Here is a 25825-nt window from a genome sequence, read left to right as displayed (position 1 = left end):
TTTATGGGTATCGGTACATTTGGTTCTTTTACGCAGGCCCGTCTGGCGATTTACGCCTCCCAGACCGGCCTGAGGGTTACGGGCAACAATATTTCCAACGTCAACACTCTGGGCTATACCCGGCAGCGGCTGGACCAGAAGAGCTTATACAACGCCGGCGCGGACCGCTATTACTCCACCACCGGCGTGAAGGTTGGCCAGGGCGTTTTGTGCTACGGCCTGTCTCAGCTGCGGGACCCCTATCTGGACATTCAGTACCGCTCTAAGACCGCCGAAGTGGGCGCCATGGACGCCCTGCTGGAGGGTCTGAACCGCATTGCCGGCGTTCTGGACGAGGTTGGCAAGGGCGGCGAGACCTCCGAGGGCAAGGAATTCGGCATCATCCACTCGCAGTTCCGGGAGATTTTCAAGGCGCTGAGCAATCTGAACGGCAATACAGGCCACAACGAATACGACGTTCAGGTGAAGTCCGCCTGCCAGACGCTGACCAACTTCCTGCAGTCTTACAGCCGGGGTCTGGAGGAGCAGTACAACAACACCGTGCAGATGTTCGAGAGAAACGTGGATAAGGTGAACACCCTTCTCACCAACATCCGGAATCTGAACGAGAACATCCGTCAGGCGGACATCTTCGGCGACGACGCTCTGGAGATGCGGGACGAGCGGAACCTGCTGATCGACGAGCTGTCGGAATATATCAAGATCGACGTGAGCTACAGCATGGAGAAGGTGGGCGTTGGCGCCGAGGTTGAAAAGCTGACCATCAAGCTGGACGACGCCAACCCGGACGCCTCCGTCCACACCGACGAAACCGTACTGATTGACGGCATTTACTCCTCTCAGCTCTCCATTGACGCCGTGCTGAACAAAAAGGCCTACAAGTACGTGGAGGCGGACGGAACGCTGACCAACAACGAGGCCCGGGCCGAGCTGGTGCGGGCAAAGGATGAAAACGGCAATTATGTCAAGATCAACGACGACGGCTCCATGACCATCGTCAACAACGAGGCGGACGCCTCTCTGGTTCCCAAAAAGAATGCCGACTATGACACGACCGGCGCAAACGACGGTCTGCTCTACATGAAGGCGGACGGCAAGACGGCCACCGCCTCCTATACGGAGGCCGCCCACGACCCCAATTTCAACATCACCGTCTCCGAGCTGACGGACCGCAACGGCCGCGTTCTCTACACCATCGGCAAGCCCACCAGAACGGAGATCACAGAGGCTGATTTCATCGCCAGCGGCGGCAAGGCCACTGCCACGGTGAATCCCGCCGACGATGTGGTCACCATTACCACCTATATCAAGGAGCTGTCCGACGAGATCATCCGCAACCCCCTGTGGAACAAGGGCAGCACCACCGCCTATCCCTACCTCACCGCCAGCGGCACGGGCACCAACGACCCCCAGCAGGCGGCCAAGGTATACCAGTACAATCCCAACTTCGGCAAATCTCCGAACGATGACGACTGGGACCCCAACGCTCCCCAGGATGGAAACTCCAGGTATATCAAGGTCGATCAGACCACCATGCAGCCCACCAATCAGGGCACCAACGATTACAACGAAGCCTGGATTCCCAAGGCGAACAACGCCTATGACGCCAATGATACCACCGGCTACCGGTATATCAAATATGCCAGCAAGGACAAAGACCCCGCTACGCTTACCGCCGCCGATTACACCAACGATCTGGACGAGGCCCGGGGCGCGCCCACCTATTATAAGGAGGTCTACGAGAAGGTCCCCTCCTCCAAGGTGAAGCTGGACGACAACGACCTGTACGGAAAGCTCCAGTCCCAGCGGGAGCTGCTGACGGAGGCCGGCGAGTTCTCCAGCCAGGACACCGTGAACAATGTGGACGAAAACGCCCTCAAGAAGCGGGGCATCCCCTACTACCAGAAGTCTCTGGACCTGCTGGCCCACACCTTCGCCACGGAGATGAACAAGGCCAACCAGGGCTACCTCACCAACCCCAACCGGGAGATTGTCACCCAGGTCTGGGATCCCGCGGGCGGCACCAGCAAGACCGGCGGCATGACGACGCAGGCCATCACCCTGCCGGGCGATTACACCCTGAAAACCTCCGACATGCTGGGCCCCAAGGAGTGGGACATGACAAAGGTCCCCGACGTGACCAAGCAGTGGCTCAGTGACAACGGCTATGTCAACGACGATGGCGAACCGGACGTGATCGCCTATCTGAACAGTACCCAAACCGTCAAAAATCTGGACGGCACCGAATACAAGGACGCCGACGGAAATTCTGTGGAGATCACCGCCGGCACCTTCCGGGGCGGGAACCTGTTCAGCAACAACGGCGACACCAACGACGACGACCCGCCCATCACCGCCGGCAATATCTCCATCTCCCTGGACTGGGCCTCCGGACCCCTGATCGTCAACTCCTTTATCTGTCCCACAGGCTTCACGGAGCCCGCCTCCTCGGACAGCGACAATATCGTCCAAAACTTCATCAGCCTGGGCTATAAGAGCCTGGAGTTCCACCCTGACACCGTGCCCTATGACGGCGTGGAGAACGTCCGCCACGAGGCCATGTTCACCGGCAAGCTGGAGGATATGTGGCTCAACATGGGCACCGTTCTGGGCAACGACACGATGATCGCCGCCAAAAGCCTGGACAATGCCTACAATTCTCAGGTGAGCATCGACACCAGCCGGGACTCCGTCTCCGGTGTGGACTTCAACGACGAGGCCATGAACCTGACGATGTACGCAAAGGCCTATAACGCCGCCTGCCGGCTGATGACCACCATCGACTCCGTGCTGGATAAGCTCATCAACAACACCGGTCTGACGACCTGATCTTAGAAGGAGGGAATAGCCATGATTCCTCGCATGACAGTCACGGGCTCCCTGAGAGGATACCGTTACAACTTACAGCGCTCCACCTATACCCTGAACAAGTCCATCACCACTGTAATGACCGGCCGGGCCTTCAACTCCTTCGCCGAGGACCCCGCCACGGCGGCCCAGAGCTTCACCCTGCGCCGGGCCTATCTGCGCACCAGCGCCCAGCACAGCCTCAACGAGGACACCGTACGGAAATACGATGTGGCATTCAGCTCTGTGACCAGTGTGGAAAAGGTGATTGACACCGATCCCGACGCCGAGGGCTCCGCCTATTTCGCCATTCTCCGGGCTCTGAACGACCCCGACGCCTCCGGCCGCAACGCCCTGGGCCAGTCGATCACCGCCCACGCCAACGATCTGGTGCAATTTATGAACGGACGTTACGGCGACAACTTCGTCTTCGCCGGCGCGGACGCGCTGAACGTACCCCTGACCTGGGAGCCCACCACAAATCCGGACTACGCGCCGGACAGCATTGCGGCGTTCAAATACCTCAAGGCCGACGGCACAGGGACCAACGACGCCGCCGAGGCCAACATCGTAGCTCAGTTAAATCCCAATTATGACGCGGCAGTCACTGATCCCGCTGACCCCGCGTATGGCCAGTATCTGCTTCCCGACGGCACGGGAACCAATGATGCGGCTCAGGCTGCCACAGTTCCCCAGGAGAATCCCCAGTACGACGTGAAAGTCACCGCCCCATACCTCACCAGCAACGGCGAACCCACCGACGACCAGTTCAGCGCCGGCCGGAGCCTCTTCTACCGGGGCGTGAACGTGGCCTCCAACGACCCCTCCGACCTGGAGAAGCTGGACTATATCTCCAAGGGCGAGAAGAAGTACGTGGACATCGGCCTGGGCTACGACATGAACGGCGGCAAGGTGGAGTCCTCCAGCGTGTACAACATCGCCCTCCAGGCGGTGAACTTCCTGGGCGGCTATGGTTTGGAGGAGCGGACGGTCACTCTGCCCGAGCGCAAGAATGAGAACGGCGAGACGATTCCCGCGCAGACGTTTACCTTTAACGACATTCCCAAGAACATCGTCGCCATCACCGACGAGATCGGCACCATTCTCCAGCGGTGCAGTCCGGACAACGGCGACTTTGCCTCCACCGAGGACGAGGCCCGGTTCAACGCCCTGGTGGAGTCCTTCGAGGAATCCTCCTACCGGATAAAGGACCGCTACACCGAGCTGACCACTCAGTCCCAGTTCCTGCAAAACAACCAGAAGCAGCTGGAGAGCAACGCCTATACCATCAATGAGCAGATCCAGTCTATCGACTATGTGGACCCGGCCGCAGCCATTTCTGACTTTATTTTCGCCAAATACTGCTATGACACTGCTCTGAAAGTCGGCAACAGCATCCTCAACCAGAGCCTGATGGATTATATGAATTTTGCCTGATTGATATTGTAGTTTTGTATTTTGAAATAGAGAGGAGTTTGGCATGATCTATGAACCAGCTCATTGAAATCACAAGCGTCCCTATTGAAATCGAGATGAGGACCTCCCACGCCAGGCTGGAATACGCGAATGCCTCGGCGGACTTGGAAATCTCTCGGGACAAAGGCGGTCTGAGCATCAAGAGCCGCCCCATCCGGCTGAATATCGACACCTTTGAAATGCAAAGCTCCATCACTCCCACCGCGGCCCAGAAGATCGAGCAGAGCGCCGAAAAGGGCAAGCAGGCTGCCTATGAGGCCACGGCCACCTATGCCCAGCAGGGAGAGCTGCTGCTCAAGGCAAAGGTGGGTGGCGGCGATCCTCTGGCGCAGTTCTCCTTTACTGCCCTGAGCCCCGACATCAACACGCAGCCGGGGCTGGATTTCATCCCCACCACCGGTCCGGAGATCAGCTGGGACCCCGCGGAGCTGAACATCCGCTTTGAGATGGATAAGCTGAATTTCGACTGGCGTCTCAACCAGACCCAGTTCGAGTTCGTGCCCGGCGACATCGAGATCACCGTCAAGCAGCAGCCTGAGGTCATCATCAAATACATCGGCGGACCGCTGTATGTCCCTCCCTCTGCCGATCCCAATTACGAGCCCATTGACGTACAGGCATGACAGGAGGTTCCCTATTGAAGCTCCAGACAAAGTATTTCGGAGAGATCGATTACGAGCCCTCCGAGACCATCACCTTCCCCGCCGGTCTCTTTGGTTTTGACGACGAGCACAGCTTCCTCCTGCTGCCCTTTGAGGGCAGCGGGGAGAATCTGCTGTGTCTCCAGAGCACTGCCACGCCCGCGCTGGCCTTTGTGGTGATGGACCCCTTTTCTCTCTGCCCGGGATATGTCCCCGCCCTCCGAAAGGCGGAACTGCAGCTTTTCGGCGTGGAGGATATACAGGGACTGTGCTTCTATGTGATGTGCGCAGTAAAGCACCCCGTCTCCGCCAGCACGGTGAATTTGAAGTGCCCGGTGGTCATCCACCCCGGCACCCGGGAAGCCCGTCAGGTCATTATGGAGATTGAGGACTACGGTATGCGGCATCCCCTGGCCGAATTCGGCCCCAGGGAGGAGGCCGCCACGTGCTGATCTTACAGCGCAAGCCCGGTGAGTCTCTGGTCATCGGTGAGGATATATCGATTACGGTGGTCTCCGTGGACGGCGGACGCGTTCGTCTGGCCATCTCCGCCCCGCAGGATGTGCCCATCCTGCGCAGCGAGCTGGTAGACGCCACAGCCGCCAACCGGGATTCCGCCGCAGGCGAGACCGCCCCTGTGGAACTGCTGGATCTCTTCGGCGGCAGTCCGGAGCACTCCCGCCAAACTCCCCCGGCTGCGAAAACACCCAGGAAGGAAGTGTGAAACCATGATGGACTCAATCGCCAGCGCCGCCATGAGTATGAGCGCAGCTCAATTCTCCGTTCAGTACTCCACGGCTCTGGAGCGGAAGGCTATGGACACCATGGAGATGGCCGCCCAGGAACTGCTGAATATGCTCCCGGACGCCCCCGCCATGGGTCAGTACATTGACACCTACGCATGAGAGCGATCCACCAGCCGGCATGGCAAGGCGCCATGCCGGCGCTTTTTTTGCAAATTATTTCGGCCTTGTTTGATAAACGCCGGAATGTTCAGCGGCGAGATCTCTTCGTTGGGCAGGGCAAAAATTTGCAGGAATACTTTGTATATTTCAAAAATTTTGCGCAGCCCTATTTGAAAAATATCCGCCATTGATATTTTTCAAATAGGGCTGCATCAACACACCTGAAAACCGCAATATGCGGTTTTCAGGTGTGTTTGACTATCCTTCTGCTGCCGCAGTCTCCAAAAGCAGAGGGATTCTTTTGCCGTACTCTGTCTATAAAAAACCGGCTTTTTTCCCACTTTCCGTTAAAATTCCTGTTTTTGGGAAATAATGGTTTGAAAATACTTTTCAAACCCACTTGGATGGAGGGATTCCGTGACCTTTTATCAGCTGTGCACCGCTTCGCCGGCGGCCTTTCAGGCCCTGCAAACCTGTATCGACATCCACGCCCATCAGGGCAAGGCCTATGAATTTCAAGACTGCCAAATGCCCGCCGGGTGTACTCCGGAGCGGACCGCCTTGGGTTTTCTCCGCCAGGGAGAGAGCTATACGCTGTATTGGCGGCCTATGGTGACTTACCGGGGAAAGAGCCCGGTGCTGACAGTGCTGTTTGGGCGGAACGTCTGGCGGTTTGACAGCTTCCAGGCACTCTCCGCCCGGCTGCAGTCTCTGCGGCGGGAGGTGGAGGCAGGCGCACCGCTCCGGGGCCGCCCTCTTCCACGCCCGGAGCGGCGGACGGTCTCCCGGCGGCAGACAGCCGTTCCGGAGGTCTGGCCGCCTCTCTACCGCCGCCTGACTGAGGAGCTGGGCAAGGCCGTACTGGGGCAGGAACACGCGGTGGAGGCCACGGCCTTTCGGCTGTACGCCCATGTGGGCAAGCAGGCGCCGGCACGGCCTCTCTCCCTGATCTTCCACGGCCCCACCGGGGTGGGAAAGTCGGAGCTGGGCAAGGCGCTGGCGCCGGCGCTGGAGCGATGCTGCGGAAAACGGTACCAATTTGTCTGGACGGAGCTGAACACCTTCACCCAGTCCCATTCCGTCCACCGCCTCACAGGCGCGCCGCCGGGATACGTGGGCTATGAGGACCAGCCCATCTTCGAGACAGTGCGTAGAAATCCTCTCACGGTGTTCATGTTCGACGAGCTGGAGAAGGCCCATCCGGAGGTATTGAAGGTCTTCATGTCCATTCTGGATGAGGGCCGCTGCACCGCCCACCGGGCGGACAACAGCGGAGAGCGGGAGCTGGATTTCCGGCGGTGCGTCTTCGTCTTCACCACCAACGCCGATCTGACTGCGGCGGGCGGACAGCGGCGCCTGGGCTTCTCCGGCGGGGACACCCCGTCCGAGTCAGGCGGCAGGCAGGAAAAAGCCGCCTCGCCAGCGGAACTGGCGGAGCGGCTTTTTGAAGAAAACGAGGAAGCGCGGCGAGCCATGGTCCGTCAGGGAGTCCTGACGGAGATCGCGGGCCGCTTCAGCGGCCTTATCGGCTTCCAGCAGCTGGACGAGGCCGCCCGGCTGGCCATCACCGTCAAGCAGATCCGCTCCCTGGGCCGGGAATACGGCCTGGAGATTACCACCGTGGCGTCGGAAACTGTCCAAGCCCTGGCTCCGGGGCGGGACGCCCTCTCCATGCGTTCCTCGGTCAGCGTACTGGAGGGCGTGCTCACTCCGCTTTTCTCTCAGGTCCCAGCAGGGTGGAAGGCTTTTTCCTTAACAGGCACTCCGGGCCAGCTGCGGCTCCTGCCGGATCACTGCGGAAGATCAAGCTCCGTCACAGAGTTGCTGGCCACGTCCAGTCTGTAAAGATGAGTGCCGTCCAGGGAGAGGAAGTAGTTTCCTCCGATCTCGTTGGTTCCAGTCTGGCTGTTGATCCGGTAGGCGTTGACACGGACGCAGGGATTGCCGTCAATCAGAACAGATCCCTCCTGCATTAGAAGGTCATAACCCTCCATAGTGGAGCCCTCCAGGCCCAGAACAGACGGATTCAGGGACTGCATATAGTCGATTATCTGGTCCGCTGACATACCCATGGGGCCCATGGGCGACGTCGGCTCCGGAGGATTCTTCACCCTGCCGTCCACCAGATCCACTGTAACGGTACAGATCTCCTCTGTCCACTCCAGCTGGATGGACATGGCCTTCCCGTCCTCCGGGGCATTCTTCGCCAGGTGGACGGAGCCCGCCTCCACTGCCAGTTCCTCCGGCTCTTTGATGCGGGTCAGCTCTTCATCCACCTGGGAGAAGCCTACGTCATCAAGTGTCATCAGTGTGGTGTATACGGAAGCCAGCGTGCCGGGACTGCTGAGTCCCTCGTAGCGGTAGGTCACTGCCGTGGGCACCGGCGGCTCTTCCTCAGTCTCCGCGTCCTCAGTCTCCGCGTCCCCGGTGTCCTCCTTCTCGACATTCTCCACAAGCGGCACTTCCTGTTCTTCCAGATAGACCGTGCTCTCCCCCCATACCGGCAGGGCGTGGACCTCAGTCTCGCCCATGGTGTACATGAGGGGGAGCTCCACCGGCTCCGGCGGAGGCGGCGGTTCCTCCGTTTTTTCTCCGCCCAGCCGGGGGCGGACGACAAAAAAGAACACCGCCGCACCCACCGCCAGGACCAAAACAGGCAGAAGGATTATCAAAAGTTTCTTCTTTTTGCTCTTTTTACCGGTTTCAACGACGCCCTCCTCCGGATTTTCCAGCTCCGGAGCGGCGCCTTTTTTGCCCTTTTTCGGCTTCTTTTCCTTCTTGGGCTTCGGCGCTTTTTCCTTTTTGGGCTTTGGCGCCTTTTCCTTTTTTTCGCGTTTCAACTGTTTCACACTCCAAATTCCAGAGGGCAGGGCCTCGACATCCCCATGGGACCGGCCCGGCCTCGGTCATTGTTACTGCGTCTGCAATCAGTCACAACGGATGGTAACCACATCTCCGCTCCGTACCGCCTGACTGAATCCGCTCTCCATACCGTTTACCGTCAGGCGGACCGGGCCCTCCAAGTGGTCAAAGTCCAGCCCGGACCGCTCCAGCAAGTCCATCAGGTAGTAGGGCTGGCCGCTGTCCTTCTCCGGCAGAGTCAGCGGCGTTCCGTTCAAAATAAGGTGTACTCCTCTGGGCGCTTCCGCCGGTTTCACCGGGGCTGGAGCGGGCGCCGGGGTCTCCACAGGCGCAGGAGGCGGCGGAGGCGGCGCAGGAAGCGAAGACGGCGGCGCGGCGGCCTCCGCATCCTCAGCCTCCTCCAATCTCACCTCAGAGGCGGCTCCTCGGTCCAGGGTCAGAATCACATCTCCCTGCTGCAAAGGCGTATCCAGCGGCACATTTTGGTTGTTCACCAGTACCCGGCCGGTAAATTCCTCTCCCAGAAGCTGGCCCAGGGTTCTAAATGCGTCCGCACCGGAGCGGGCAGGCGTAAAGGCAATGCGGTCTCCGGCATTGACGATGGCTGTGAGGGCGGCCTCCTCCCCGTTAATCATCAGGATGGCGGGCACAGCGGGCTCGCCCCGCAGGTGAATCCGCCGGCCATCCAGCGTAATGCTCAGGTTCTTTCCGGTCCTGCCCAGCATATCGGCATAGGTGTAGCCGTTCATCAGCAGAATATCCCGCAAGGTCAGACTGCCGCTGCGGAACAGTTTGGCCGTCTCCCCGTTGAGGGTGACCACATAGCTGTCATTCAGCAGCCCCAGGCCGGCGGAGACGGCAATGCCCAGAGGCGTCGCGTACTCCGGATTTCCCAGATCCAGCCCATCGGCAAAGGCGCTCTTGGCGTAGTTGCTGCCGGCGGTGGCCACCCGGCGCTCATCCATACTCAGGCACCTGGCCACCCGCTCCCGCAATCCGTCCAGCTTGCTGCCGCCACCGGCCAGGAACAGGGCGGAGGGCGCCACAGTATTGACCTCTGTGACCCGCTGGGCAATGGCCTCCGCCAGACGGCCCAGGGGCTCTTCAATGGCGGTCCGGACCTCCTGACAGGGAACGGTGTTTTCCATTCCCAGGATGTCCATATAGGTCAGGTCCTCGCCGGTGTGCAGCGCCCGCTTCATCTCCTCGGCAGTCTGAAAGTCCACCAAAAAGGCCCGCATCAGCGCCTCGGTGATCTCGTCTCCGGCGATGGTCGCCATGGTATAGCCCACCACGCTGCCATCCCGGCAGACGGCAATATCCGTGGTGCCCGCGCCGATGTCCACCAGCGCCAGATTCAAAAGCCGCAGCTCCATGGGGACGGCGGCGTTCATAGCGGCAATGGGCTCCAGCGTCAGGCTGGCCACCTGAAGCCCCGCGGCCCGCATGGCGGTGTAGAGGCTCTCCACCACTTCGCCGGGCAGAAAGGTGGCGACCACCTCCGCCTCTGCCCGCTGGCCGTTGTGATCCAGCAGCGTCGCCAGCGGGTAGTTGTCCAGGCGGTACTGGGCCACCGTGTAGCCCACCATAAAGAACTGCCGCCGGGTCTCCTCCTCCACCTGCAGCGCCTCCTCCGCAGCGGAGAGAGCGCCGGCCTCCAGCCGGCTGATCTGCTCGGCGGTAATGGCCTGCTTCTGCGGCAGGTCGATCCGGAAACAGCCGCTCTGCGTCCGCAGGGCACGGCCGGCGGCGGCCACGCACACCCGCTCCAGACGAATGCCCAGACGATCCTCCAGACGGTCCGTCACCGTGCGGGCCAGGGCGGCCACCTGCTGTATATTGTCGATCTGGCCGTCCATCATGGCCCGACTGGTGTGCTCCGCCATCTCAATGTCCAGCACTTTGAGACGGCCTCCCACAGGCCTGCCCACAACGCCGACAATGCTGCGTGTGCCAATGTCCAGGGCAAAGATCATATCCTGCTCCTGCGCTTTGTATTCCGCCATATAGCCGACGCTCCTTTTGTCTTTAATTGATACCCGCGCACGGCACGGGAAAAATATTGCCAGAGGGCGGCTGCAAACCGCCCTCTGGCAACCGCGGCAGGGTCACTTTACCAGCGCGAAATCTCTCTTCCCGCCGCCGGAACGGCAGCGCTCACCCCTCTGCGAGCTTCCACGCACAAGGCTCAATACTTGCTAAAGGGGCTGGAACCGCTGTAACTGCTGCTGGAATCCACTGGCTCCTCCACGCTGGAGTAATCGGGAGTATAGCTGGGCTGGGCGGCGGTATAGCTGGCTTCACCGCCGGAAGTGCGCAGCTTGAATTTAGCCATCAGGGACTTCATCAGGGACGCCTGGCTGCTGAGCTCCTCACTGGCAGCGGCAGACTCCTCGCTGGTGGCGGAGTTGGTCTGCACCACGGCGGAGATCTGGTCGATGCCCTCGGTCACCTGGGCGATGGACTCGGACTCCTCCTCCACGGCCTTGGCAATATCCTGAATGGCCTCCATGGACAGCTTCGTGGCCTCCACGGTCTTGTTCAGGGAGTCGGAGACCTGCTTGACGATGTCGCCGCCCTCCTGCACAGAGTTGATGGAATTGTCAATCAGGTCCTTGGTGGCCTTGGCAGCCTGGTCAGACTTGGTGGCCAGGTTGCGCACCTCGTCGGCCACAACGGCGAAGCCCTTGCCGGCGCTGCCGGCCCGGGCGGCCTCCACGGCGGCGTTCAGGGCCAGAATATTGGTCTGGAAGGCAATATTCTCAATGGTGGCGATGATCTTGCTGATCTCGGTGGAGGACTCGGAGATCTTCTCCATGGCCTTCACCATCTGATCCATGTACTCGGCGCTCTCCCGCACCCGCAGATCGGAGTTTCTGGAGTGCTCCATAGCCTCCTCGCTGCGCTTGGCGTTGCTGTGGGAGTTGGTGGAGATGTCGGCGATGGTGGCGGACAGCTCCTCCACGGCGCTGGCCTGCTCGGTGGCGCCCTGCGCCAGAGCCTGGGCGCCGGTGGAGACCTGCTCGGCACCGGAGGAAACCTGCTCAGCGCTGAGGTCAATCTGGGCCAGAGTGTCGCTGAGATTGCGGTTGATGGCTCGGATGGACTTCAACACGGCGCTCAGATCGCCCACATAGAGCTCCTCGGTTTTCGTGCGGCAGTTGAAATTGCCGCCGCCCATCTCCTCCAACAGGAAGCAGATGTCACCGATGACTCCGGAGAGGACATGCTGACTGGTCCGCAGGGCCTGGCACATCTCGCCCAGCTCGTTCTTGCTCTCGTAATCCACAGGAACTTCCAGGTTGCCCTCGCTGAAGCCCACCAGGGCCACGCGCACCTGCTCGGCGGGAATCACAATGCTCTTGATGATGATTAGGGCGATGCGGATCACCACGATGGTGGCAATAATCATGGCCGCAACGATGATAATCATAGCGATGTTGGAGATGGTGGACTGCCGCTCAATAATGGCCGCTTCCTCAGCCTCCAGTTTGGCGGCCAAGGCATCACCGGCGGAGGCGGCCTGATTCAGGGCGGGGGTGCAGGTCTCCACAATCATCGTAGCGGCCTTCGCCTGGTTGGTTCGGGCAGTCTGGCCGATGGTAGTGGCCTCCGTCTCCCACGCCTTCACCAGGTTGACAAAATTGTTCAGCTCAGTCTTGTCGTCCAGGGGATACAGGCTGTTCAGCTCCGCCAGTGTGCTCTCCAGAACGCTGATCTGACTGTTGGCACTGTCAATGCTGGACATGTCGCCAGACAACACTGCATCACGCAGGTTTCGTGCGGCGCGGTTATACTCAATGCGGCACTCAGACGCCAGCTGGGTGGACCTGACATACCGGTCCAAAATATCGGTATACTGACCCTTCTGCACTCTCATCAGGATCAGCGACACGATGATGATAATTACGGAGACAACGATGGTGATTCCGTAACCCATGACCAGGCTCTTCCTGATCTTCATGTTCTTGATCATTTCCGATCTCCTCCTCAGTTTTCGTATATCCCGGACTTTCTTTATATTCTAATCGGCTTCGCGGCGCTACACCACGTCTCCGTATCTTCCCCGCTCCACGTCGCCGAAAATATGCCCGTCCACCAGGGTAATGACCCTGCGGCGCATGATGTTGACATATTTGCTGGCGTGGGTTGCCATAATGACGGTGGTCCCCCTTCGGTTGACCTCATTCAGCAAGATAATCATATCCCAGATGTTGTCGTCGTCCAGATTGGCTGTAATCTCGTCCAGCACCAGAATGGGCGGGCTGTTTATCATGGCCCTGGCAAGCTCCACCCGGCGGCACTCGCCGATGGACAGCTCCCCGGGATACTTTTTCTCCGTGCCCCGCATCCCCACCAGGCCCAGTACCTTCCGGATTCGCTCATCAATGTGCTTTGCGCTCTCAAATCTGCGCCTGCCGATCATGGCGGCCATCCGCAGATTCTCCTCCACCGTGATCCTCCGGGCCAGCGTCTGCTCCTGACACACCTTGCCGAACAGCAGCGCTGTCTGGTTGTGGCTCCAGGGGAACAGCCGCGCCAGGTCCTTCCCGTTCAGGGAGACGGTCCCCTTGTCCGGCTTCACCTTGCCGGAGATCAGGTCCAGCAGGGTGCTCTTTCCCGCCCCGCTGCTGCCGACCAGAAAGACGAACTCTCCCTGCTCCACAGTGAGATCCACGTCCTCCACGCCAATCTCCACACGATTTTCGCCCCGGCGGTGCTTCTTTTGTACCTTATAATATTTTGTCACCTTTTCCAGCGTAATGGTGGGCATAGCCAGCGCTCCTGTACCTCAGTGATGACGGAGAGTACCTTCCCTCTTGAAAAGCGACGTACTCTTCTGATATAATACCATTGTTCATGGGTATCATGCAAGAGTTATCTCGGATTTTTTGGTGGTGAGATCATGAAAAAATCAGCTTCCCCCAGCCGGACCAAACGGAACCTGCTGCTGATTATCCTGCTGGCCGTCCTCTGCGTCGGAACTGTGGAGCTGGCGGCCTGTTCTTTTTTTGCCCCTGCTGTCTATGAGCAGATCACCGCGCCTGTCCGGCAGGGCGCTCAGGCTGCGGCCCAAGCCTGCGGCCGCGCCGCAGCTGCCCTCTCCCAGGCCTCTGAGGAGGCCCACCGGCGGGTCTCCCGCCGCATCGCGGCAGCCGGGGTTCAGGCCACTGTCCTCTGGTCCCGCCTCACGGCCCCCAAAGAAGAGCCTCTGCCGGAGGAGGACATCCAGCTGGCCGACGATCCGGCTCTGACGGACGGCGGCCCCGCCGCCGACCCTGCAGTCACAGAGTTAAACGTAATCAACGGCCAGGAAATCCTGACCGGCGGAACCATTCCTATTGTCTATTTCAACCAGGGCAGTGAAACCTGGGCGGAACAGCCCTACGGCACCGACGACATTGGCCGCTATGGCTGCGGCCCCACGGCCATGGCCATTGTGGTCAGCAGCATGACCGAGGCGGACACCGATCCCCTTCAGATGGCCCAGCTGGCGGTATCTCTGGGGTACTGGGCCAAACGAGGCGGCTCCTACCTCTCCGTTGTGCAGGGTCTGGCCGCCGAATTCGGCCTTACCGCCGCCTCCTTCCGGGAGCGGACGCCGGATGCCCTGATGGACGCCCTGCTGGGCGGCAATCTCCTGGTGGCCCTCATGGGACCCGGACATTTCACCCAGGGCGGACATTTCATCGTCCTCCGGGGGGTGACCCTCAGCGGAAACATCCTGGTGGCCGACCCCAACAGCGAGGAGCGGAGCCTTATGGAGTGGGAGCCGGAACTGATTCTGGACGAGCTCTCCCGCAGCACCTCAGATGGGGCGCCGCTGTGGGTCATCTCTCAAAATCCGTCCAATACCGGCTGACAGCCGATGGGACAGGCGCCGGCCCGGCTTGGGCCGGCGCCTGAACTTTATTTGTAGACGGACTTCTCCCGGGTCATCTTGCGGTTCAGCACCTGGTCCAGCTCCAGGATCTGCGCCAGCAGGCGGCGGTTGGCTCCGACCTGAGCCGCCAGAGGCGCCTCCGCCTCTGTCTCCGCCTCCTCTCCGTTCAGCAGCTGGGTGAGCCGCCGGGCTGTCTCCGGCTCCAGGGCTTCCCGCTGCTCCTTCAAGACCCGGCGGGCCTGGCGGAGCTTGTGAATCGGCTCCTCCCGCATGGAGACCAGCATCTGGATGGCCACCTGGTCATTCCGGTCCATGGCCTCCGCCATCTGTCGGGAGACATCCATCACCTCATTGAGCAGATTGTAAATCCGCTTCGCCTGCACATGGGCATCCAGCAGCGTCGACGCTTCCATTTTGGCACCTACCTCCCGGATTCCCCGTTTTTCTGCGCCTCCCGAAAGGCCTCCCGCAGTTCCCTCACCATGGATTCCACATGGGTCAGCGGGTCGCTCCGGCGGCCAATCTTCACCCGGCCCAGCTCATAGGTAAAATACTCGTAGAGCTGAGTCAGGTTGGCACTGATGGGATACTGCTTATCCAGCGTCTGGTCCAGATAGTTGATAATATCAATCCCGCGCTGGACGGAGGCTTCAAACAAGGGCCAATTCTCTTTGCCCAGCGCCAGCTCCGCCTGAGTCAGCCGCTTAACCAGCTCGTCGTACAATAGGAGAAGCAGCTCGCCTTGGGTCATGGTGTTGATGCTTTGTTCCTTATACTGTTGGAAGCCTCGCATTTCCATTTTATGTGGCACTCTTTATCAATAGCCGCCCATCATCTGGGACAGCGTGGAACTCTGGGAGTTCATCTGGGCGATCAGCTGCTCCAGCTGGGTGAACTGGGTGGTGTAGTAGTCCACCTGATCGGACATCTTATCCTGCCACTTCTCAATCTGTGTATTCAGATTGTCCATCTGCTTTTGGATATAGTTGGAATAGATCGTCGTGGGAGCCAGCGGAGAACCCGCCTTTTCCACCAGCGTGCCCTTCGTGGCGCCGGTGGTGGCGCCGAAGACGTCCAGGGGCTCTTTAATGGCGGCTACTATGCCGTTGGTGTCGGCGCCGCTGCTCTTACTCTTGACGAAGATGTCCCGCACCCGGTCCGGGTCACTGTCCAGCGTATCCCGCAGGGTGTTTTCATCAAAGGACAGCGTGCTCAGGCCGTTGCTGTAATTCACGGTGATACCCGCGGCCTTCAAGTCCGCGCCGTCCTGTCCGTACATGGACACGGCGGAGGTCAGACGGCTGTACAGGCTGGACAGATCCCGGTCGCCGAACAGCAGGCCTGTTTTGGCCTTTTCCTCCCACTGTTCAATGGCGCTCTCGCTCATGCCCTCCTTGTCGTCGTCGGTCAGGGGCTCGTAATACTGCTTGCTGGCGGTCTGGAGGGGCAGGGTGGAGTAGGCCTCCTTAATCTGGGTGATCATCTCGTTGTAGTCGTTGACAAAGGACTTGATGGCATCCACGATTTTATCGGAATCGGCGCTGGAGGTAAAGGTGATCTTCTCCGCGGTCGGGTCCAGCTCGTTGGTATACTTGGGCTCGCCCTTCTCGTTCAGCACCGGATTGCCGTCGGCGTCCACCTCCTGCTTATATCCAAACTCGCCCTTGAGGGTGACGGTGAGGCCGTCGAAATCGATGATATTGGAGCTGCGGGTCAGCTCCATCACCTTGCCGTCAACGGTGGCGGTGAAAATTGCGTCCTGGCCCTCGGTGGTCTGCTTCGCGCCGCCGAACAGCTTGCCGCCCAAGCCCTTGTCGCTGAACTCGATCTGTCCGGCAGTGCCGGTCTCCTTGGCGGTAAAGGTGAACTCGTTGGTGAGCTTGGAGTAGGTGACGTTGACGCCGGCTTCCTTGTTGCTGTTGATGCGGCTGAGAATGGTGCTCAGCTCTGTCTTCTCTGTGAAGTCGCCGATTTTCACGCCGTTGATTTCCAGAGCATAGATGGTGTTTCCATCCTTGTCGGTGCCGGTCTCCAGGCCCTTGAGGCCCTCCTCGCCCAGCAGGTCTTTCAGCGTCTTGTTGGTATTGAGGTAGCTGGTCAGCTGTGTATCGCCAAAGCCCATGGACTTGCCCTTGCTGGAGGAAACCGCGAAGGAAGAGCCCTTCTGGCCGGCCTCGAACTGCAGCTGGATTTTTCCGCTCTCTGTGGAGAGGTTCTTAACCTCCAGCTTTTTGGCGCCGCCTTCCAGCGTGCCGAATGCCTTGTCAATTCCGCCCTGCAGCGCGTCCATATAGGCGTCGGTCCGCATCTGCTTCTCGTCATCGGTCAGCTCCGCACCCTTGCCAAGCTTCTCAATGAGGTCGCTGATGGCCTGCACCTTGTCCCGGTCCCCGTCCGGCTTCTTGCTCTCCTCTTCCGCCTGGGCCTTGAGCTGGTTGATAATATCTTCCTTGGTCGGCATCTTGACGCTCTTGGTCACGCCGTCCAGGGTAATGCTCAGAGGAGAATCACTGAGATAGTCCACACTGTCCACTTCCTTGGTGAGAGACTTCACCCGGAAGGATTTATTTCCCTCGCCGGTGCTGACGGCAAAGGCCTCCGTCATGCTGTCGCTGACGCTGCTGATATAGACCTGGTTGTTGGCCTTATCCTTAAAGGAGATGGTGTTGCTCACCTTGTCGACTTCCACGCTCACCATCTCGGAGGCCTTTTTGCTGCCGCCGCCGGAGAGGCTGATAGTCTGGTTCTCCAGCTGCTTTTGCATGTTCTCCGCCAATTCTTCTATGCTGTTGAACGCGTCGCTCTCGCTGAACGTGAAGGACAGGTACTGGTTACTGCCGTAGGTCAGGTTCATAGTGCCGCTGAAGCTGCTGACAGTCATCTTGTCCAGATCAAAGCTCTCGGTGCCGGCGGCGGCGGCGTACTCACTGCCCGTGCCCCCCAGCAGCGCGGAGCCGCTGAGCTTGTAAGTGGCGGCGGTAGCCAGCTGCCGCACGCCGTTGATGGCCACGTCGCTGGTGCCCCTGCCGGAGGCCGCCACCTTGGCGGCGTTGGCTCCGTTGGCCACCGCCCGCACCGCCTGATTGAAAAAGGTGCTGGACATCAGGTTGGTGCTGGAGGTATAAGAGGTGTACTTGGAGCTGAAGCTTGCCATTTTGCCGATGATGTCCCGGTAGGCCTCCTGCTGCCAGCCCAGCTTGGTGAGCTGCTGGTTCAGACCGGAGATTTTGGTCTTATAACCGGAGATTGCATTTTCGATCATGCTCTCCGTATCCATGCCGCTGGCAAGGCCGCTGATGACATTTCTGGTGCCGTATATGCTGTTGGCGCTGGAACTGCTGGTGCCGCTGATCGATGCCATAGTGATCCACTCCCTTCATGAAATAACATCCCGGCCCGGTCCCGTTCCGGGTATAGAGAGGTCCGGCCGCCGGATAAAGTTTTTTTACAATTCCTCTATGTTTTTTTATCGACATATAGTATAATAAAAATAAGAGGTCCGCACATAGTTTTTACAGTAAGGGGGAAAAACCTTTGACGCAAATCATCACTGTTACCAATCAAAAGGGCGGCGTTGGAAAAACCACAGTCGTCTCCGCCCTGGTCTGCGGCCTGCATGAACGGGGCGCCCGGGTCCTGGGCGTTGATCTGGACCCCCAGGGAAACCTGGGCTTCACCCTGGGCCTGGACATCGGCGACGGCTACACGGTCTATGATGTGCTGAAGGGAAGCTGTGCCATTGAACAGGCCATCGCCCATACGGAGTACGGGGACATCCTCTCCTCGGACATCCTGCTCTCCGCCGCGGAGGTGGAGTTCACCGCTCCCAGGCGGGAGTTCATGCTCTCCCAGCAGCTGGACGCTGTGAAAGACAGCTACGACTTCATCATCATCGACACGCCGCCCTCGCTGAACATCCTGACCATCAATGCCTACGTGGCCTCCACCGGCATCATTCTCCCCATGGAGGCGGAGGTTTTGAGCCTGGTGGGCATCTCCCAGATCCAGGACATCATCGAGACGGTGCAGAATTCCTTCAATCCCAATTTGAAGGTTCTGGGCATCCTGCTGAACAAGTACAACCCCCGTCTCACTCTCTCCCGGGACATTCTGGACCTGGCGGAACAGGTGGCGGAACAGCTGCACAGCCAGGTGTTCCCCGCCAGGATTCGCAGGAGCGTCAGCGTGGCCATGGCCCCGGCCTACGGGCAGAGCGTTCTGAGCTACAAGCCGGACGCCACCTCCGCCCGGGACCTGCAAAAAATTGTCAGCGCCGTGGCAGGGGACAGGTTCCCCCGCCGTAAAAAACGATAAATTTTACATGAAGGAGAGTTCGTTATGGCCTCAAATAGGGATTCCAAGACCAGCAAAACTGCCCATGTGATGAATCTGCTCAGCAAAAACCGCAGTGCGGAACCGGCTCCCGCCCCTCAGGCGGAGACGGCGGCCCCCGCGGCCGCCGCGCAGGAGTCTGCCGCACCCACGGCCGCGCCGATCCCGCCTATCATCACCTCTATCAATGCCGACGCCGCCGTCTCCTCCCAGATCAAAGATGCTCTGGAGGCCTCTTTGACCACGGAGGAGCCCGCCGTTCAGACGCCGGCGCCTCCCGCGCCGGAGCCGGCCCGCACGGCGCCCGTCGCGCCCAAGTCCGCCCCGGAGCCGCAGCCCCAGGCCGCCGCGCCCGCGCCTCAGTCCGCAGAGCCTGCCGCACCCGAGGCAGCGGCGCCCCAGCGCGCGGAGTACGAGCCGCCCGCCTATGTCAACGTCATGGAGGTCCTGGTGCGGGAGAAGGCGGAGAAGTATATGCGCGCCTCCGGCATGTGCTGCTGCGACCACTGCATGGTGGACGTCATGGCCTACACCCTGAGCCACCTGCCGCCCAAGTATGTGGTCATGAGCAAGGGCGAGATGATCCCCAAGCTCACCTTCTATGAGGTACAGCACAGCAGCGACATCACCACCCAGCTGATGCAGGCCTGCAAAATCGTGGCCAAATCCCCCCACCACGGCAGAGGCTGACCCTGTGAAAAGAGATCCGGCGGTCCGGGAGCGGCTCCTGCAAGGAAGCTGCCGCCCTCTGAAAAGCAGTCATCTTCCATGAACTAATCGATAAATTGTTGGTTTTTAGAGGAGTAAGCACTATGAAAGATTTAGTTCATACCTGTAAGGTTGCATTGATACAAGCGGAACCTGTAATGTTTGATAAGAGAGCATCCCTTGAGAAGGTTCTGAAATATATTGATGCGGCAATGCAGCAGCAACCCGATCTGATTGTTTTTCCTGAGCTTTTCATTCCCGGATACCCAATTGGGATGAATTTTGGATTCAGTATGGGCAAAAGAACCGCAGCCGGCAGGGAGGATTGGAAAAAGTACTATGACGCTTCTGTTGTAGCTGGCGATATGGAATTTCAAGCGCTTGCAGAAGCGGCGAGGAAATCCGGGACATACGTTAGCTTGGGCTTTTCCGAACGAGATGCGGTAAGTGGGACCCTCTATAACAGCAATGTCATCTTTGAACCGGATGGAACGTACAAAATACATCGTAAGCTCAAGCCCACCGGAGCCGAAAGGACCGTCTGGGGAGATGCAAATAAAGACTATTTCCCTGTAACGGAGACTCCATGGGGACCAATTGGAAGCATGATCTGTTGGGAGAGCTACATGCCCCTCGCAAGAGTTGCCCTCTATCAAAAGGGTATCACGATATACATCTCGCCAAATACCAATGACAATCCCGAATGGCAGGCGACGATCCAGCATATTGCAATCGAAGGCAAGTGTTATTTTATCAATGCGGATATGATCGTACGAAAATCATCATATCCCTCTAACCTAAATGAATCGGAAACGATCAGTCAGCAGCCGGAGATGGTATGTCGGGGCGGCAGTTGTATCGTTGACCCTTACGGACATTATGTGACCGAGCCAGTCTGGGATCAGGAGTCCATCATCTATGCGGAACTCGATATGAGTTTACCCGCAGCTTGCAAAATGGAGCACGATGCCGTGGGACATTATGCAAGACCAGATGTTCTGGAATTAATCGTTAACGAGAGATAGGCCGGAGTCCATCGCGCTCTCCTGCCGGCGTGCGTTCCTTGATAGTTTCCTAACGGTACACAGTATAAAAGGCAATGCAGGCCATCGCGGTCTGCATTGCCTTTTATTTCTCTATGAGGCCTTGCCCCAGGCGCCGGAGCTCTTACATTGTCTATGCGCTTCCGCAGGCCCATTCCAGCCCGCAGTCATGTCACTCCGCGTCTCCCGCGCTCTTCTGTTCTGCGGCCCCCGGGTTATCCGGCTCCGGCTCCTGGTTGGGAGAGGTGTGGTTCAGCTGATCCCAGAGGAAATTCACATCCTCCATACAGGTAAAGTAGATATTGGTAATCACCTGGTTAGGAATCCCCAGCTCCTCAGCATAGGCGGTGATGGCATTCCAGTTGGCCGTCTCATAGCTCAGGACCAGTTGATAGAGCTTTCCGCACCGCCCCTCCTTGCGGGTCAGGGCCGCCTTGATCTCGTCCGCCACGGGCACCTCTTCCAGAATCTCCTCCAGCGGCGCGTCCACCAGGTAGTTCAGCGTGGAGAACATACCCATCAAGTAGGCCTCCGACCGGCTGATGGGCATATCCTTGGCGTGCTTCATCAGCTCACTGCAGAAGTTGGCCCGGATGAAGGAGAGCTTCAAAAACTCCTCCGTGCCGCTGATATCCGTGTTATCCATATTGCTGGCGCTCAGCAGATAGATCCACTGTTTCAGCTGTCCCATACCCAGGGTCATGATGGCCTGATGGATGGTCGTGGCCCGGTGCCGCAGGGCGAAATAGGCGGAGTTGGCCATCTTCAAAAGGCCGAAGGTCAGGCTGGCGTCCATGGAGATCAACCGCTCGATCTCCTCCACGTCCGGCTCATCCTTTGTCACCGCCACCATCAGCTGGAAGAAGCTGCTCTGGAGATAGGCGCTGTTGTGGACAGCCGTGGTCACACGCTCCGCCACATAAGTTCCCTCCAGGGCGTCCGCCCCCATGTTCACCGCCTGCTGATAGCATGCCTCGTCCTCAATGTTGGTGACGATGCACTTTTTGTTCATGCTGTGGGCGATCTCGATGGTGTTGCGCATGGATGCCGGAGCAATGGCCTCGACGTTAATCTTGATGTAGTCAATGTCGTCCATCAGCGTCAGATAGCGGGGGGCAAACTCAAACTCGTTGACCGCGATTTTGTACCCCTCCTTGGCAAACTGCTCCACAAACCGCATGGAGAGAGGATGGATAATCACGCTGTCGTCGATCTGAATCACCAGCTCCGACCGGTCGAACAGACGGGGCGTCTTCCGCATCAGAAGCGCAGTGGTAAAGGTCATGAAATTCAAGGAGCCTTTCAGGGCCTTGGTGCTGTTCTGTGTCAAAAAGCTGTACACCGTGTCAGCGGAGGCAAAATCGCCGGCGGAGGAATTGTCCGCGCTGAAAGCCTGGTTCTCCCCGTGATACAGAATCTCGTAGCCCAGAATCTTTCCGCTGACATCCTTGATCGGCTGCCTTACAATATATTTACTAGCCATGGGGTTCCCTTCTTTACCGTTGTTACTTGGCCTTTACATCCAGCAAATGGTCAATGACCCGCACCAGATGGCCGATCTCCGGCTTGCTCATCTGCTCGTCCGCGCCCAGCTCCTTGCCCTTGCGGCGCATCTCCTCGGTAATCAGGGAGGAGAAAATAATCAGCGGCAGATGGGTAAACTCCTTGTCGTCCTTGATCAGCTTGGTCAGCCGGTGGCCGTCCATCTGGGGCATCTCAATATCCGTGATAACCAGGGACACATTTTTGTCCAGCTTCTCGCCGCGGATGGTGTTGAGATAGTGCCACAGCTCCTGCCCGTCGGGGAACATCCGGGTGTTGACATATCCGGACTTGTGAAGGGCCTCCTCAATCATCTTGCTCAAAAGCACGGAGTCCTCCGCCACCAGGATGGCTGCGTCGCTGCGCTGGCGCTCGCCCAGCTGGTCGATCTCCGACATCTGGATGGTGGTCTCCGGTGCGATCTCCGCCACGATCTTCTCAAAGTCCAGGATGGTGACAAGGTCGCTGCCGCACTGGGCAATGCCGGTGGCCACACCCTCGTTTCCGCCGGACACCGTCTTGTCGGGCTTTTGGATGTCCTTCCAGGAGATGCGGCTGATGCCCACCACTGTGTGGACCCGGAAGGCAATATTCATCTTGTTGAAATTAGTGACAATGAACAGGTCCTTGGGGCCCTTTTCCGTCTCCACACCCAACAGGTATCTGGGCAGATCCACCACCGTGATCACAAGGTCCCGGGGCTTGAAGATGCCCTCCACCGCCGGGTGGGCGTGAGGCATGCTCTTCACCGGCGCAGAGACGATGATCTCCTTGACCTTTGCGACGTTGATGCCGTACAGGCTGTTGTTGATGGTGAACTGCATGACCTCGATCTCGTTTGTGCCGGACTCCAGCAAAATGCCCCTTTTATCCTCTTCCAACATGTTCCGAACACTCCTTCCAATGGTTGTATTTGGGATAGACGCCGCGTCAGTCCCCGCGTGCGGTCGGCCCTCTCTTTAGAAAATGCGCTCCGGCTTGCCATAGCAGCGGACACAGCCCAGACCAGTGCCCACGTCGAACAGCAGCGTGCGGGCCACTGTGCCGCCCACATCCTCCTGCAAAAGTTTGACGCCCTCCCGTTTCAGGGTGTTGTGTACGCTCTCAATATTTCGCTGTCCGATGTTGGACAGCGACCCGCCTTTAATCTCAAACATCTTGGCGCCGCCCGCGATCTTGGCGGTGATGCGGCTGCGGGAGGCTCCTTTGGCCTCCATCATCTTTAATGTCTCACGGATTCCCGTGTCGGCATACTTCATTGTATTCTTGCGGCCCGGCTCCATGTTCAGCGGCAGCATGATGTGGATCAATGCCCCCAGCTTGATCTTTTGGTCGTACAAACAGATCCCGATACAGGACCCCAGCGCATAGGTGATCAGCATTCCGCTGTTCTGTGCCATTTTCATATCCGCGATGCCGATTGTAATCTTACTCTCCACTGTCTACTCCCAGCTTCCTCAGCAAAAAGTTTAGAGACCGGATGTCCGGTGATAACAACAGGCGGCAGGGAATCTCCTTCCCGTTGCAGATGAAATTCCCGCCAATGGTCATGATATAGTCGGACTGCCCGCCGTACTCCGCCATGGGCACCGCCATGATGGCGCCCTGCATATCCACGGTAAAGGCGGGAACCGTCAGCTCGATGTCAATGCCGGCCAGTCCGCTCAGCGCGTTGATGAAGGTGGAGATCATGATGTTGCCCACCTCGGTCAGGGCCGAGCTCTCCAGCTCCTGGAGCTCCATGTAATCCTCCACAGATCTGTCCAGCACCAGATTCACAAATTCCAGCTGCTGCACAGAGAGCATGATGCCGCTGATCTGCCCGCTCATGCCCACCAGCACGCCGGCGGTAATCTCCTCCGGGCCGCCGATCCACTCGATGGCCTCATTGTAGCCCATGATGCGGACCTCCGGCGTCTGAATGCGCACCGGCTTTCCGATCAGGGCGGACAGGGACGTAGCGGCGTTTCCGGTGCCGATGCTGCCGATTTCCTTTAGCGTGTCCAGCTCCAGGGAACTCAGCTCGTCATAATTTTTAATCGTCATTAGCCCCTCCTATCTCAGCTGCTCAGGCTGTTGATGGTGCTCTCGATCTCGTCGGAGGTCTGCACCATTTTCAATGCCATACCGTAGGCCCGCTGGGTCTCAATCACCTTCGTGAGCTCCTCCGCCAAATCGGCATTGGACTGCTCCACCACGCCCTGAACGACCTGGCTGTCGCTCAGGCGGATTCCGCCGTTCTTGTCCACGGCCAGAAACCGGGTGCCGTCGATATGTTCCATGCCGCTGTAATTGATGTAGTCGAACACACCCACCGGCTGTTCCTCATGCTGGTCGTCCACCTCAATCATGCCGCCGTTGCGGCTGAGGACAAAACGCCCCTGGTTGTCCGAGAGGTAGTAGACCGTCTCCATAATGGGCACGCCCTCATCGTCCAGCTCGCCGCTGGCGCGCTGCAGCTCAGAGACCACAAAGGCGCCGTTTCGGGTGAGGGAGACCTCATTGCTGGCCAAATCAACCACAGCGAAGAATCCGTCTCCCACGATCATATAGTCCTGATCCCGCTCCGTGATGACGGGAGAGCCGGTGGAGAAATCCGTATCCGTGACCCACAGGGCGGAGCCCACGCCGGAGGGCAGCTCATCGTTCTCAACGGCCCGGATATTGTCGTACATCAGAGCGGTGAAGCGGCTTTTCTCCGCCTTGAAGCCGTATGTGTTGACGTTGGCGATGTTGTTGCTGTGAACGGTCAGCCGTTTCAGCTGCTGGTGGGCGCCCACTGCGCCGATGAAAAAAGATTGATTCATATCTTGGCAGCCTCCTCAGTCAAATCAGACTATCCGGCCCACGTCACTGGCGCTTCTGGTCATCAGCTCGTTGTAGATCTTGCTGATCTGGGCAGCGCTCTGGAGCGCCCGCTGGTAGGTAATCATCTCCGTCATCTGCTTAATCATATCCGTGTTGGACCGCTCCAGGTATCCGTTCCAGACCTCGAAGTTCTCCGCGGCCTGGGCGCCCTCGCCGGTGAAAAGGCCCATATCGTTGTGGACCAGCTGCTCGTTGTCCTCGAAGACATAGACGCCCAGTCTGCCGATCAGGCCGCCGCCGTCGTAGTAGATCAGTCCCTGCTCCGTGGCTGTGACCTTATCCGTCCCCAGGTAGATGGGCTGACCCTCCGGGTCCAGGACCTGACCGTAGCCCGGGAGACACAGGTATCCCTCGTTGTTCAAAGTGAAGTTGCCCATTCTGGTATAGGCGATCTCGCCGTCCGCATCCTGCACGGCGAAAAAGCCGTCGCCGTTGATGGCGAAGTCCAGCGGCAGCCCCGTGGGCTCCTGAATGCCCTGGGTGTAATCCGTGTAGATCTGGCTGGGGGCCCGAATATAGCTCTGGCGGCCGATCTCCTCACCAATGTTGTAAATGTTGCCCACCCGGCTGTACATCACGTCGTCAAAGGTGCTGGCCGTGTACCGCTGCTGCTTATAGCCGGCTGTGGAGATGTTCACCATATTGTTGCCGATCACATTGAGGTTCTGCTGGTGAGTCAGCATGGCGGAGGTGAGATTGTAAAAGCCCTTATACATA

At 58.9% G+C, this 25825-nt stretch carries 25 protein-coding genes; 12 read left to right on the top strand and 13 right to left on the bottom strand.

What is annotated here, in order from left to right:
• Window positions 1–3 precede the first annotated feature (3 nt).
• The 8 genes from C816_RS12155 to C816_RS12130 all read left to right on the top strand — a co-directional run bounded on the left by C816_RS12155 (window position 4) and on the right by C816_RS12130 (window position 7714).
• A complete protein-coding gene (locus tag C816_RS12155; protein ID WP_016322690.1) occupies window positions 4–2829 on the top strand; it encodes a FlgK family flagellar hook-associated protein in 2826 nt (941 codons plus the stop codon).
• Window positions 2830–2850: 21 nt separating this feature from the next.
• Window positions 2851–4284 carry a hypothetical protein gene (locus tag C816_RS12150; protein WP_016322689.1) on the top strand — a complete coding sequence of 478 codons (1434 nt, stop codon included), beginning with the start codon at window positions 2851–2853 and terminating at the stop codon, window positions 4282–4284.
• A gap of 50 nt (window positions 4285–4334) precedes the next feature.
• Window positions 4335–4946, top strand: coding sequence for a DUF6470 family protein (locus C816_RS12145; RefSeq protein ID WP_016322688.1), 612 nt, complete (start codon window positions 4335–4337; stop codon window positions 4944–4946).
• A gap of 14 nt (window positions 4947–4960) precedes the next feature.
• A complete protein-coding gene (gene fliW, locus C816_RS12140; RefSeq protein WP_016322687.1) occupies window positions 4961–5416 on the top strand; it encodes a flagellar assembly protein FliW in 456 nt (151 codons plus the stop codon).
• The gene (locus C816_RS12135) at window positions 5410–5688 is read left to right on the top strand and encodes a carbon storage regulator (protein ID WP_016322686.1); all 279 of its coding nucleotides are present in this window, start codon (window positions 5410–5412) and stop codon (window positions 5686–5688) included. The genes fliW and C816_RS12135 overlap by 7 nt, the downstream gene beginning before the upstream one ends.
• 4 nt (window positions 5689–5692) lie before the next feature.
• Window positions 5693–5869 (top strand): putative motility protein, encoded by a 177-nt coding sequence (locus tag C816_RS22755; protein ID WP_016322685.1) that lies wholly within the window; start codon window positions 5693–5695, stop codon window positions 5867–5869.
• Window positions 5866–6060, top strand: a complete 195-nt coding sequence (locus C816_RS24950) for a hypothetical protein (RefSeq protein WP_242832192.1) — start codon at window positions 5866–5868, stop codon at window positions 6058–6060. Before C816_RS22755 ends, C816_RS24950 begins: the two co-directional genes overlap by 4 nt.
• Before the next feature lie 226 nt (window positions 6061–6286).
• Window positions 6287–7714: an AAA family ATPase gene (locus tag C816_RS12130; RefSeq protein WP_016322684.1), complete on the top strand. Its 1428-nt coding sequence runs from the start codon at window positions 6287–6289 to the stop codon at window positions 7712–7714.
• Here the strand turns inward: C816_RS12130 and C816_RS12125 are convergent.
• The 4 genes from C816_RS12125 to C816_RS12110 form a co-directional block, all read right to left on the bottom strand.
• Window positions 7660–8709: a hypothetical protein gene (locus C816_RS12125; RefSeq protein ID WP_016322683.1), complete on the bottom strand. Its 1050-nt coding sequence runs from the start codon at window positions 8707–8709 to the stop codon at window positions 7660–7662. The two genes, C816_RS12130 and C816_RS12125, sit on opposite strands and share 55 nt — an antisense overlap.
• An 87-nt stretch (window positions 8710–8796) precedes the next feature.
• Window positions 8797–10737, bottom strand: a complete 1941-nt coding sequence (locus C816_RS12120) for a cell division FtsA domain-containing protein (protein ID WP_016322682.1) — start codon at window positions 10735–10737, stop codon at window positions 8797–8799.
• A 182-nt stretch (window positions 10738–10919) separates the two neighbouring features.
• Window positions 10920–12707 (bottom strand): methyl-accepting chemotaxis protein, encoded by a 1788-nt coding sequence (locus C816_RS12115; RefSeq protein ID WP_016322681.1) that lies wholly within the window; start codon window positions 12705–12707, stop codon window positions 10920–10922.
• A gap of 66 nt (window positions 12708–12773) precedes the next feature.
• A complete protein-coding gene (locus C816_RS12110; RefSeq protein WP_016322680.1) occupies window positions 12774–13505 on the bottom strand; it encodes a cell division ATP-binding protein FtsE in 732 nt (243 codons plus the stop codon).
• Window positions 13506–13637: 132 nt separating this feature from the next.
• On the opposite strand from C816_RS12110, the gene C816_RS12105 reads away from it, so the two are divergent.
• Entirely contained in the window at window positions 13638–14594 is a 957-nt protein-coding gene (locus C816_RS12105; protein WP_016322679.1) for a C39 family peptidase, read from the top strand.
• A gap of 47 nt (window positions 14595–14641) precedes the next feature.
• On the opposite strand, the gene C816_RS12100 is transcribed toward C816_RS12105, so the two are convergent.
• Genes C816_RS12100 through fliD form a run of 3 tightly spaced genes read right to left on the bottom strand, consistent with a single transcriptional unit; the run spans window position 14642 to window position 17976 of the window.
• Window positions 14642–15028, bottom strand: a complete 387-nt coding sequence (locus tag C816_RS12100; protein WP_016322678.1) for a hypothetical protein — start codon at window positions 15026–15028, stop codon at window positions 14642–14644.
• A gap of 8 nt (window positions 15029–15036) precedes the next feature.
• Window positions 15037–15408 carry a flagellar export chaperone FliS gene (fliS, locus tag C816_RS12095; protein WP_371254373.1) on the bottom strand — a complete coding sequence of 124 codons (372 nt, stop codon included), beginning with the start codon at window positions 15406–15408 and terminating at the stop codon, window positions 15037–15039.
• Between the two features lie 24 nt (window positions 15409–15432).
• Window positions 15433–17976: a flagellar filament capping protein FliD gene (gene fliD / locus C816_RS12090; RefSeq protein WP_016322676.1), complete on the bottom strand. Its 2544-nt coding sequence runs from the start codon at window positions 17974–17976 to the stop codon at window positions 15433–15435.
• 173 nt (window positions 17977–18149) lie between these two features.
• Here fliD and C816_RS12085 point away from each other — a divergent pair, with 173 nt between their 5' ends.
• The 3 genes from C816_RS12085 (at window position 18150) to C816_RS12075 (ending at window position 20680) form a co-directional block, all read left to right on the top strand.
• A complete protein-coding gene (locus tag C816_RS12085; protein ID WP_016322675.1) occupies window positions 18150–18929 on the top strand; it encodes a ParA family protein in 780 nt (259 codons plus the stop codon).
• A 24-nt stretch (window positions 18930–18953) separates the two neighbouring features.
• The gene (locus C816_RS21860; protein WP_016322674.1) at window positions 18954–19637 is read left to right on the top strand and encodes a late competence development ComFB family protein; all 684 of its coding nucleotides are present in this window, start codon (window positions 18954–18956) and stop codon (window positions 19635–19637) included.
• Window positions 19638–19759: 122 nt separating this feature from the next.
• Window positions 19760–20680, top strand: a complete 921-nt coding sequence (locus C816_RS12075; protein WP_016322673.1) for a carbon-nitrogen hydrolase family protein — start codon at window positions 19760–19762, stop codon at window positions 20678–20680.
• A 190-nt stretch (window positions 20681–20870) separates the two neighbouring features.
• Here C816_RS12075 and C816_RS12070 read toward each other — a convergent pair whose 3' ends face one another.
• From C816_RS12070 to C816_RS12045, 6 genes are all read right to left on the bottom strand, one after another.
• The gene (locus C816_RS12070; RefSeq protein ID WP_016322672.1) at window positions 20871–22181 is read right to left on the bottom strand and encodes an EAL and HDOD domain-containing protein; all 1311 of its coding nucleotides are present in this window, start codon (window positions 22179–22181) and stop codon (window positions 20871–20873) included.
• Between the two features lie 22 nt (window positions 22182–22203).
• Window positions 22204–23124 (bottom strand): chemotaxis protein, encoded by a 921-nt coding sequence (locus tag C816_RS12065; RefSeq protein WP_016322671.1) that lies wholly within the window; start codon window positions 23122–23124, stop codon window positions 22204–22206.
• Window positions 23125–23199: 75 nt separating this feature from the next.
• Window positions 23200–23679 (bottom strand): chemotaxis protein CheD, encoded by a 480-nt coding sequence (locus C816_RS12060; RefSeq protein ID WP_016322670.1) that lies wholly within the window; start codon window positions 23677–23679, stop codon window positions 23200–23202.
• The gene (locus C816_RS12055) at window positions 23669–24286 is read right to left on the bottom strand and encodes a chemotaxis protein CheC (RefSeq protein ID WP_016322669.1); all 618 of its coding nucleotides are present in this window, start codon (window positions 24284–24286) and stop codon (window positions 23669–23671) included. Before C816_RS12055 ends, C816_RS12060 begins: the two co-directional genes overlap by 11 nt.
• Window positions 24287–24300: 14 nt before the next feature.
• A complete protein-coding gene (locus C816_RS12050; protein ID WP_016322668.1) occupies window positions 24301–25047 on the bottom strand; it encodes a flagellar hook-basal body protein in 747 nt (248 codons plus the stop codon).
• A 24-nt stretch (window positions 25048–25071) separates the two neighbouring features.
• Window positions 25072–25824 carry a flagellar hook-basal body protein gene (locus C816_RS12045; RefSeq protein ID WP_016322667.1) on the bottom strand — a complete coding sequence of 251 codons (753 nt, stop codon included), beginning with the start codon at window positions 25822–25824 and terminating at the stop codon, window positions 25072–25074.
• Between the last annotated feature and the right edge of the window lies 1 nt (window position 25825).

This window comes from Oscillibacter sp. 1-3, from assembly GCF_000403435.2.
GTDB lineage: Bacteria > Bacillota > Clostridia > Oscillospirales > Oscillospiraceae > Oscillibacter.
Note: the sequence above shows the minus strand (reverse complement) of the source record. Positions and strands in the feature narration are given on the sequence as shown.

Excerpts from the sequence above, each read along its gene's own strand:
- C816_RS12155 (WP_016322690.1), top strand. The coding sequence starts at position 4 with ATGGGTATCGGTACATTTGGTTCTTTTACGCAGGCCCGTCTGGCGATT.
- C816_RS12150 (WP_016322689.1), top strand. The coding sequence starts at position 2,851 with ATGATTCCTCGCATGACAGTCACGGGCTCCCTGAGAGGATACCGTTAC.
- C816_RS12145 (WP_016322688.1), top strand. The coding sequence starts at position 4,335 with ATGAACCAGCTCATTGAAATCACAAGCGTCCCTATTGAAATCGAGATG.
- C816_RS22755 (WP_016322685.1), top strand. The coding sequence starts at position 5,693 with ATGATGGACTCAATCGCCAGCGCCGCCATGAGTATGAGCGCAGCTCAA.
- C816_RS24950 (WP_242832192.1), top strand. The coding sequence starts at position 5,866 with ATGAGAGCGATCCACCAGCCGGCATGGCAAGGCGCCATGCCGGCGCTT.
- C816_RS12120 (WP_016322682.1), bottom strand. The coding sequence starts at position 10,737 with ATGGCGGAATACAAAGCGCAGGAGCAGGATATGATCTTTGCCCTGGAC.
- C816_RS12115 (WP_016322681.1), bottom strand. The coding sequence starts at position 12,707 with ATGATCAAGAACATGAAGATCAGGAAGAGCCTGGTCATGGGTTACGGA.
- C816_RS12110 (WP_016322680.1), bottom strand. The coding sequence starts at position 13,505 with ATGCCCACCATTACGCTGGAAAAGGTGACAAAATATTATAAGGTACAA.
- C816_RS12105 (WP_016322679.1), top strand. The coding sequence starts at position 13,638 with ATGAAAAAATCAGCTTCCCCCAGCCGGACCAAACGGAACCTGCTGCTG.
- C816_RS12100 (WP_016322678.1), bottom strand. The coding sequence starts at position 15,028 with ATGGAAGCGTCGACGCTGCTGGATGCCCATGTGCAGGCGAAGCGGATT.
- fliS (WP_371254373.1), bottom strand. The coding sequence starts at position 15,408 with ATGCGAGGCTTCCAACAGTATAAGGAACAAAGCATCAACACCATGACC.
- fliD (WP_016322676.1), bottom strand. The coding sequence starts at position 17,976 with ATGGCATCGATCAGCGGCACCAGCAGTTCCAGCGCCAACAGCATATAC.
- C816_RS21860 (WP_016322674.1), top strand. The coding sequence starts at position 18,954 with ATGGCCTCAAATAGGGATTCCAAGACCAGCAAAACTGCCCATGTGATG.
- C816_RS12075 (WP_016322673.1), top strand. The coding sequence starts at position 19,760 with ATGAAAGATTTAGTTCATACCTGTAAGGTTGCATTGATACAAGCGGAA.
- C816_RS12070 (WP_016322672.1), bottom strand. The coding sequence starts at position 22,181 with ATGGCTAGTAAATATATTGTAAGGCAGCCGATCAAGGATGTCAGCGGA.
- C816_RS12065 (WP_016322671.1), bottom strand. The coding sequence starts at position 23,124 with ATGTTGGAAGAGGATAAAAGGGGCATTTTGCTGGAGTCCGGCACAAAC.
- C816_RS12055 (WP_016322669.1), bottom strand. The coding sequence starts at position 24,286 with ATGACGATTAAAAATTATGACGAGCTGAGTTCCCTGGAGCTGGACACG.
- C816_RS12050 (WP_016322668.1), bottom strand. The coding sequence starts at position 25,047 with ATGAATCAATCTTTTTTCATCGGCGCAGTGGGCGCCCACCAGCAGCTG.
- C816_RS12045 (WP_016322667.1), bottom strand. The coding sequence starts at position 25,824 with ATGTATAAGGGCTTTTACAATCTCACCTCCGCCATGCTGACTCACCAG.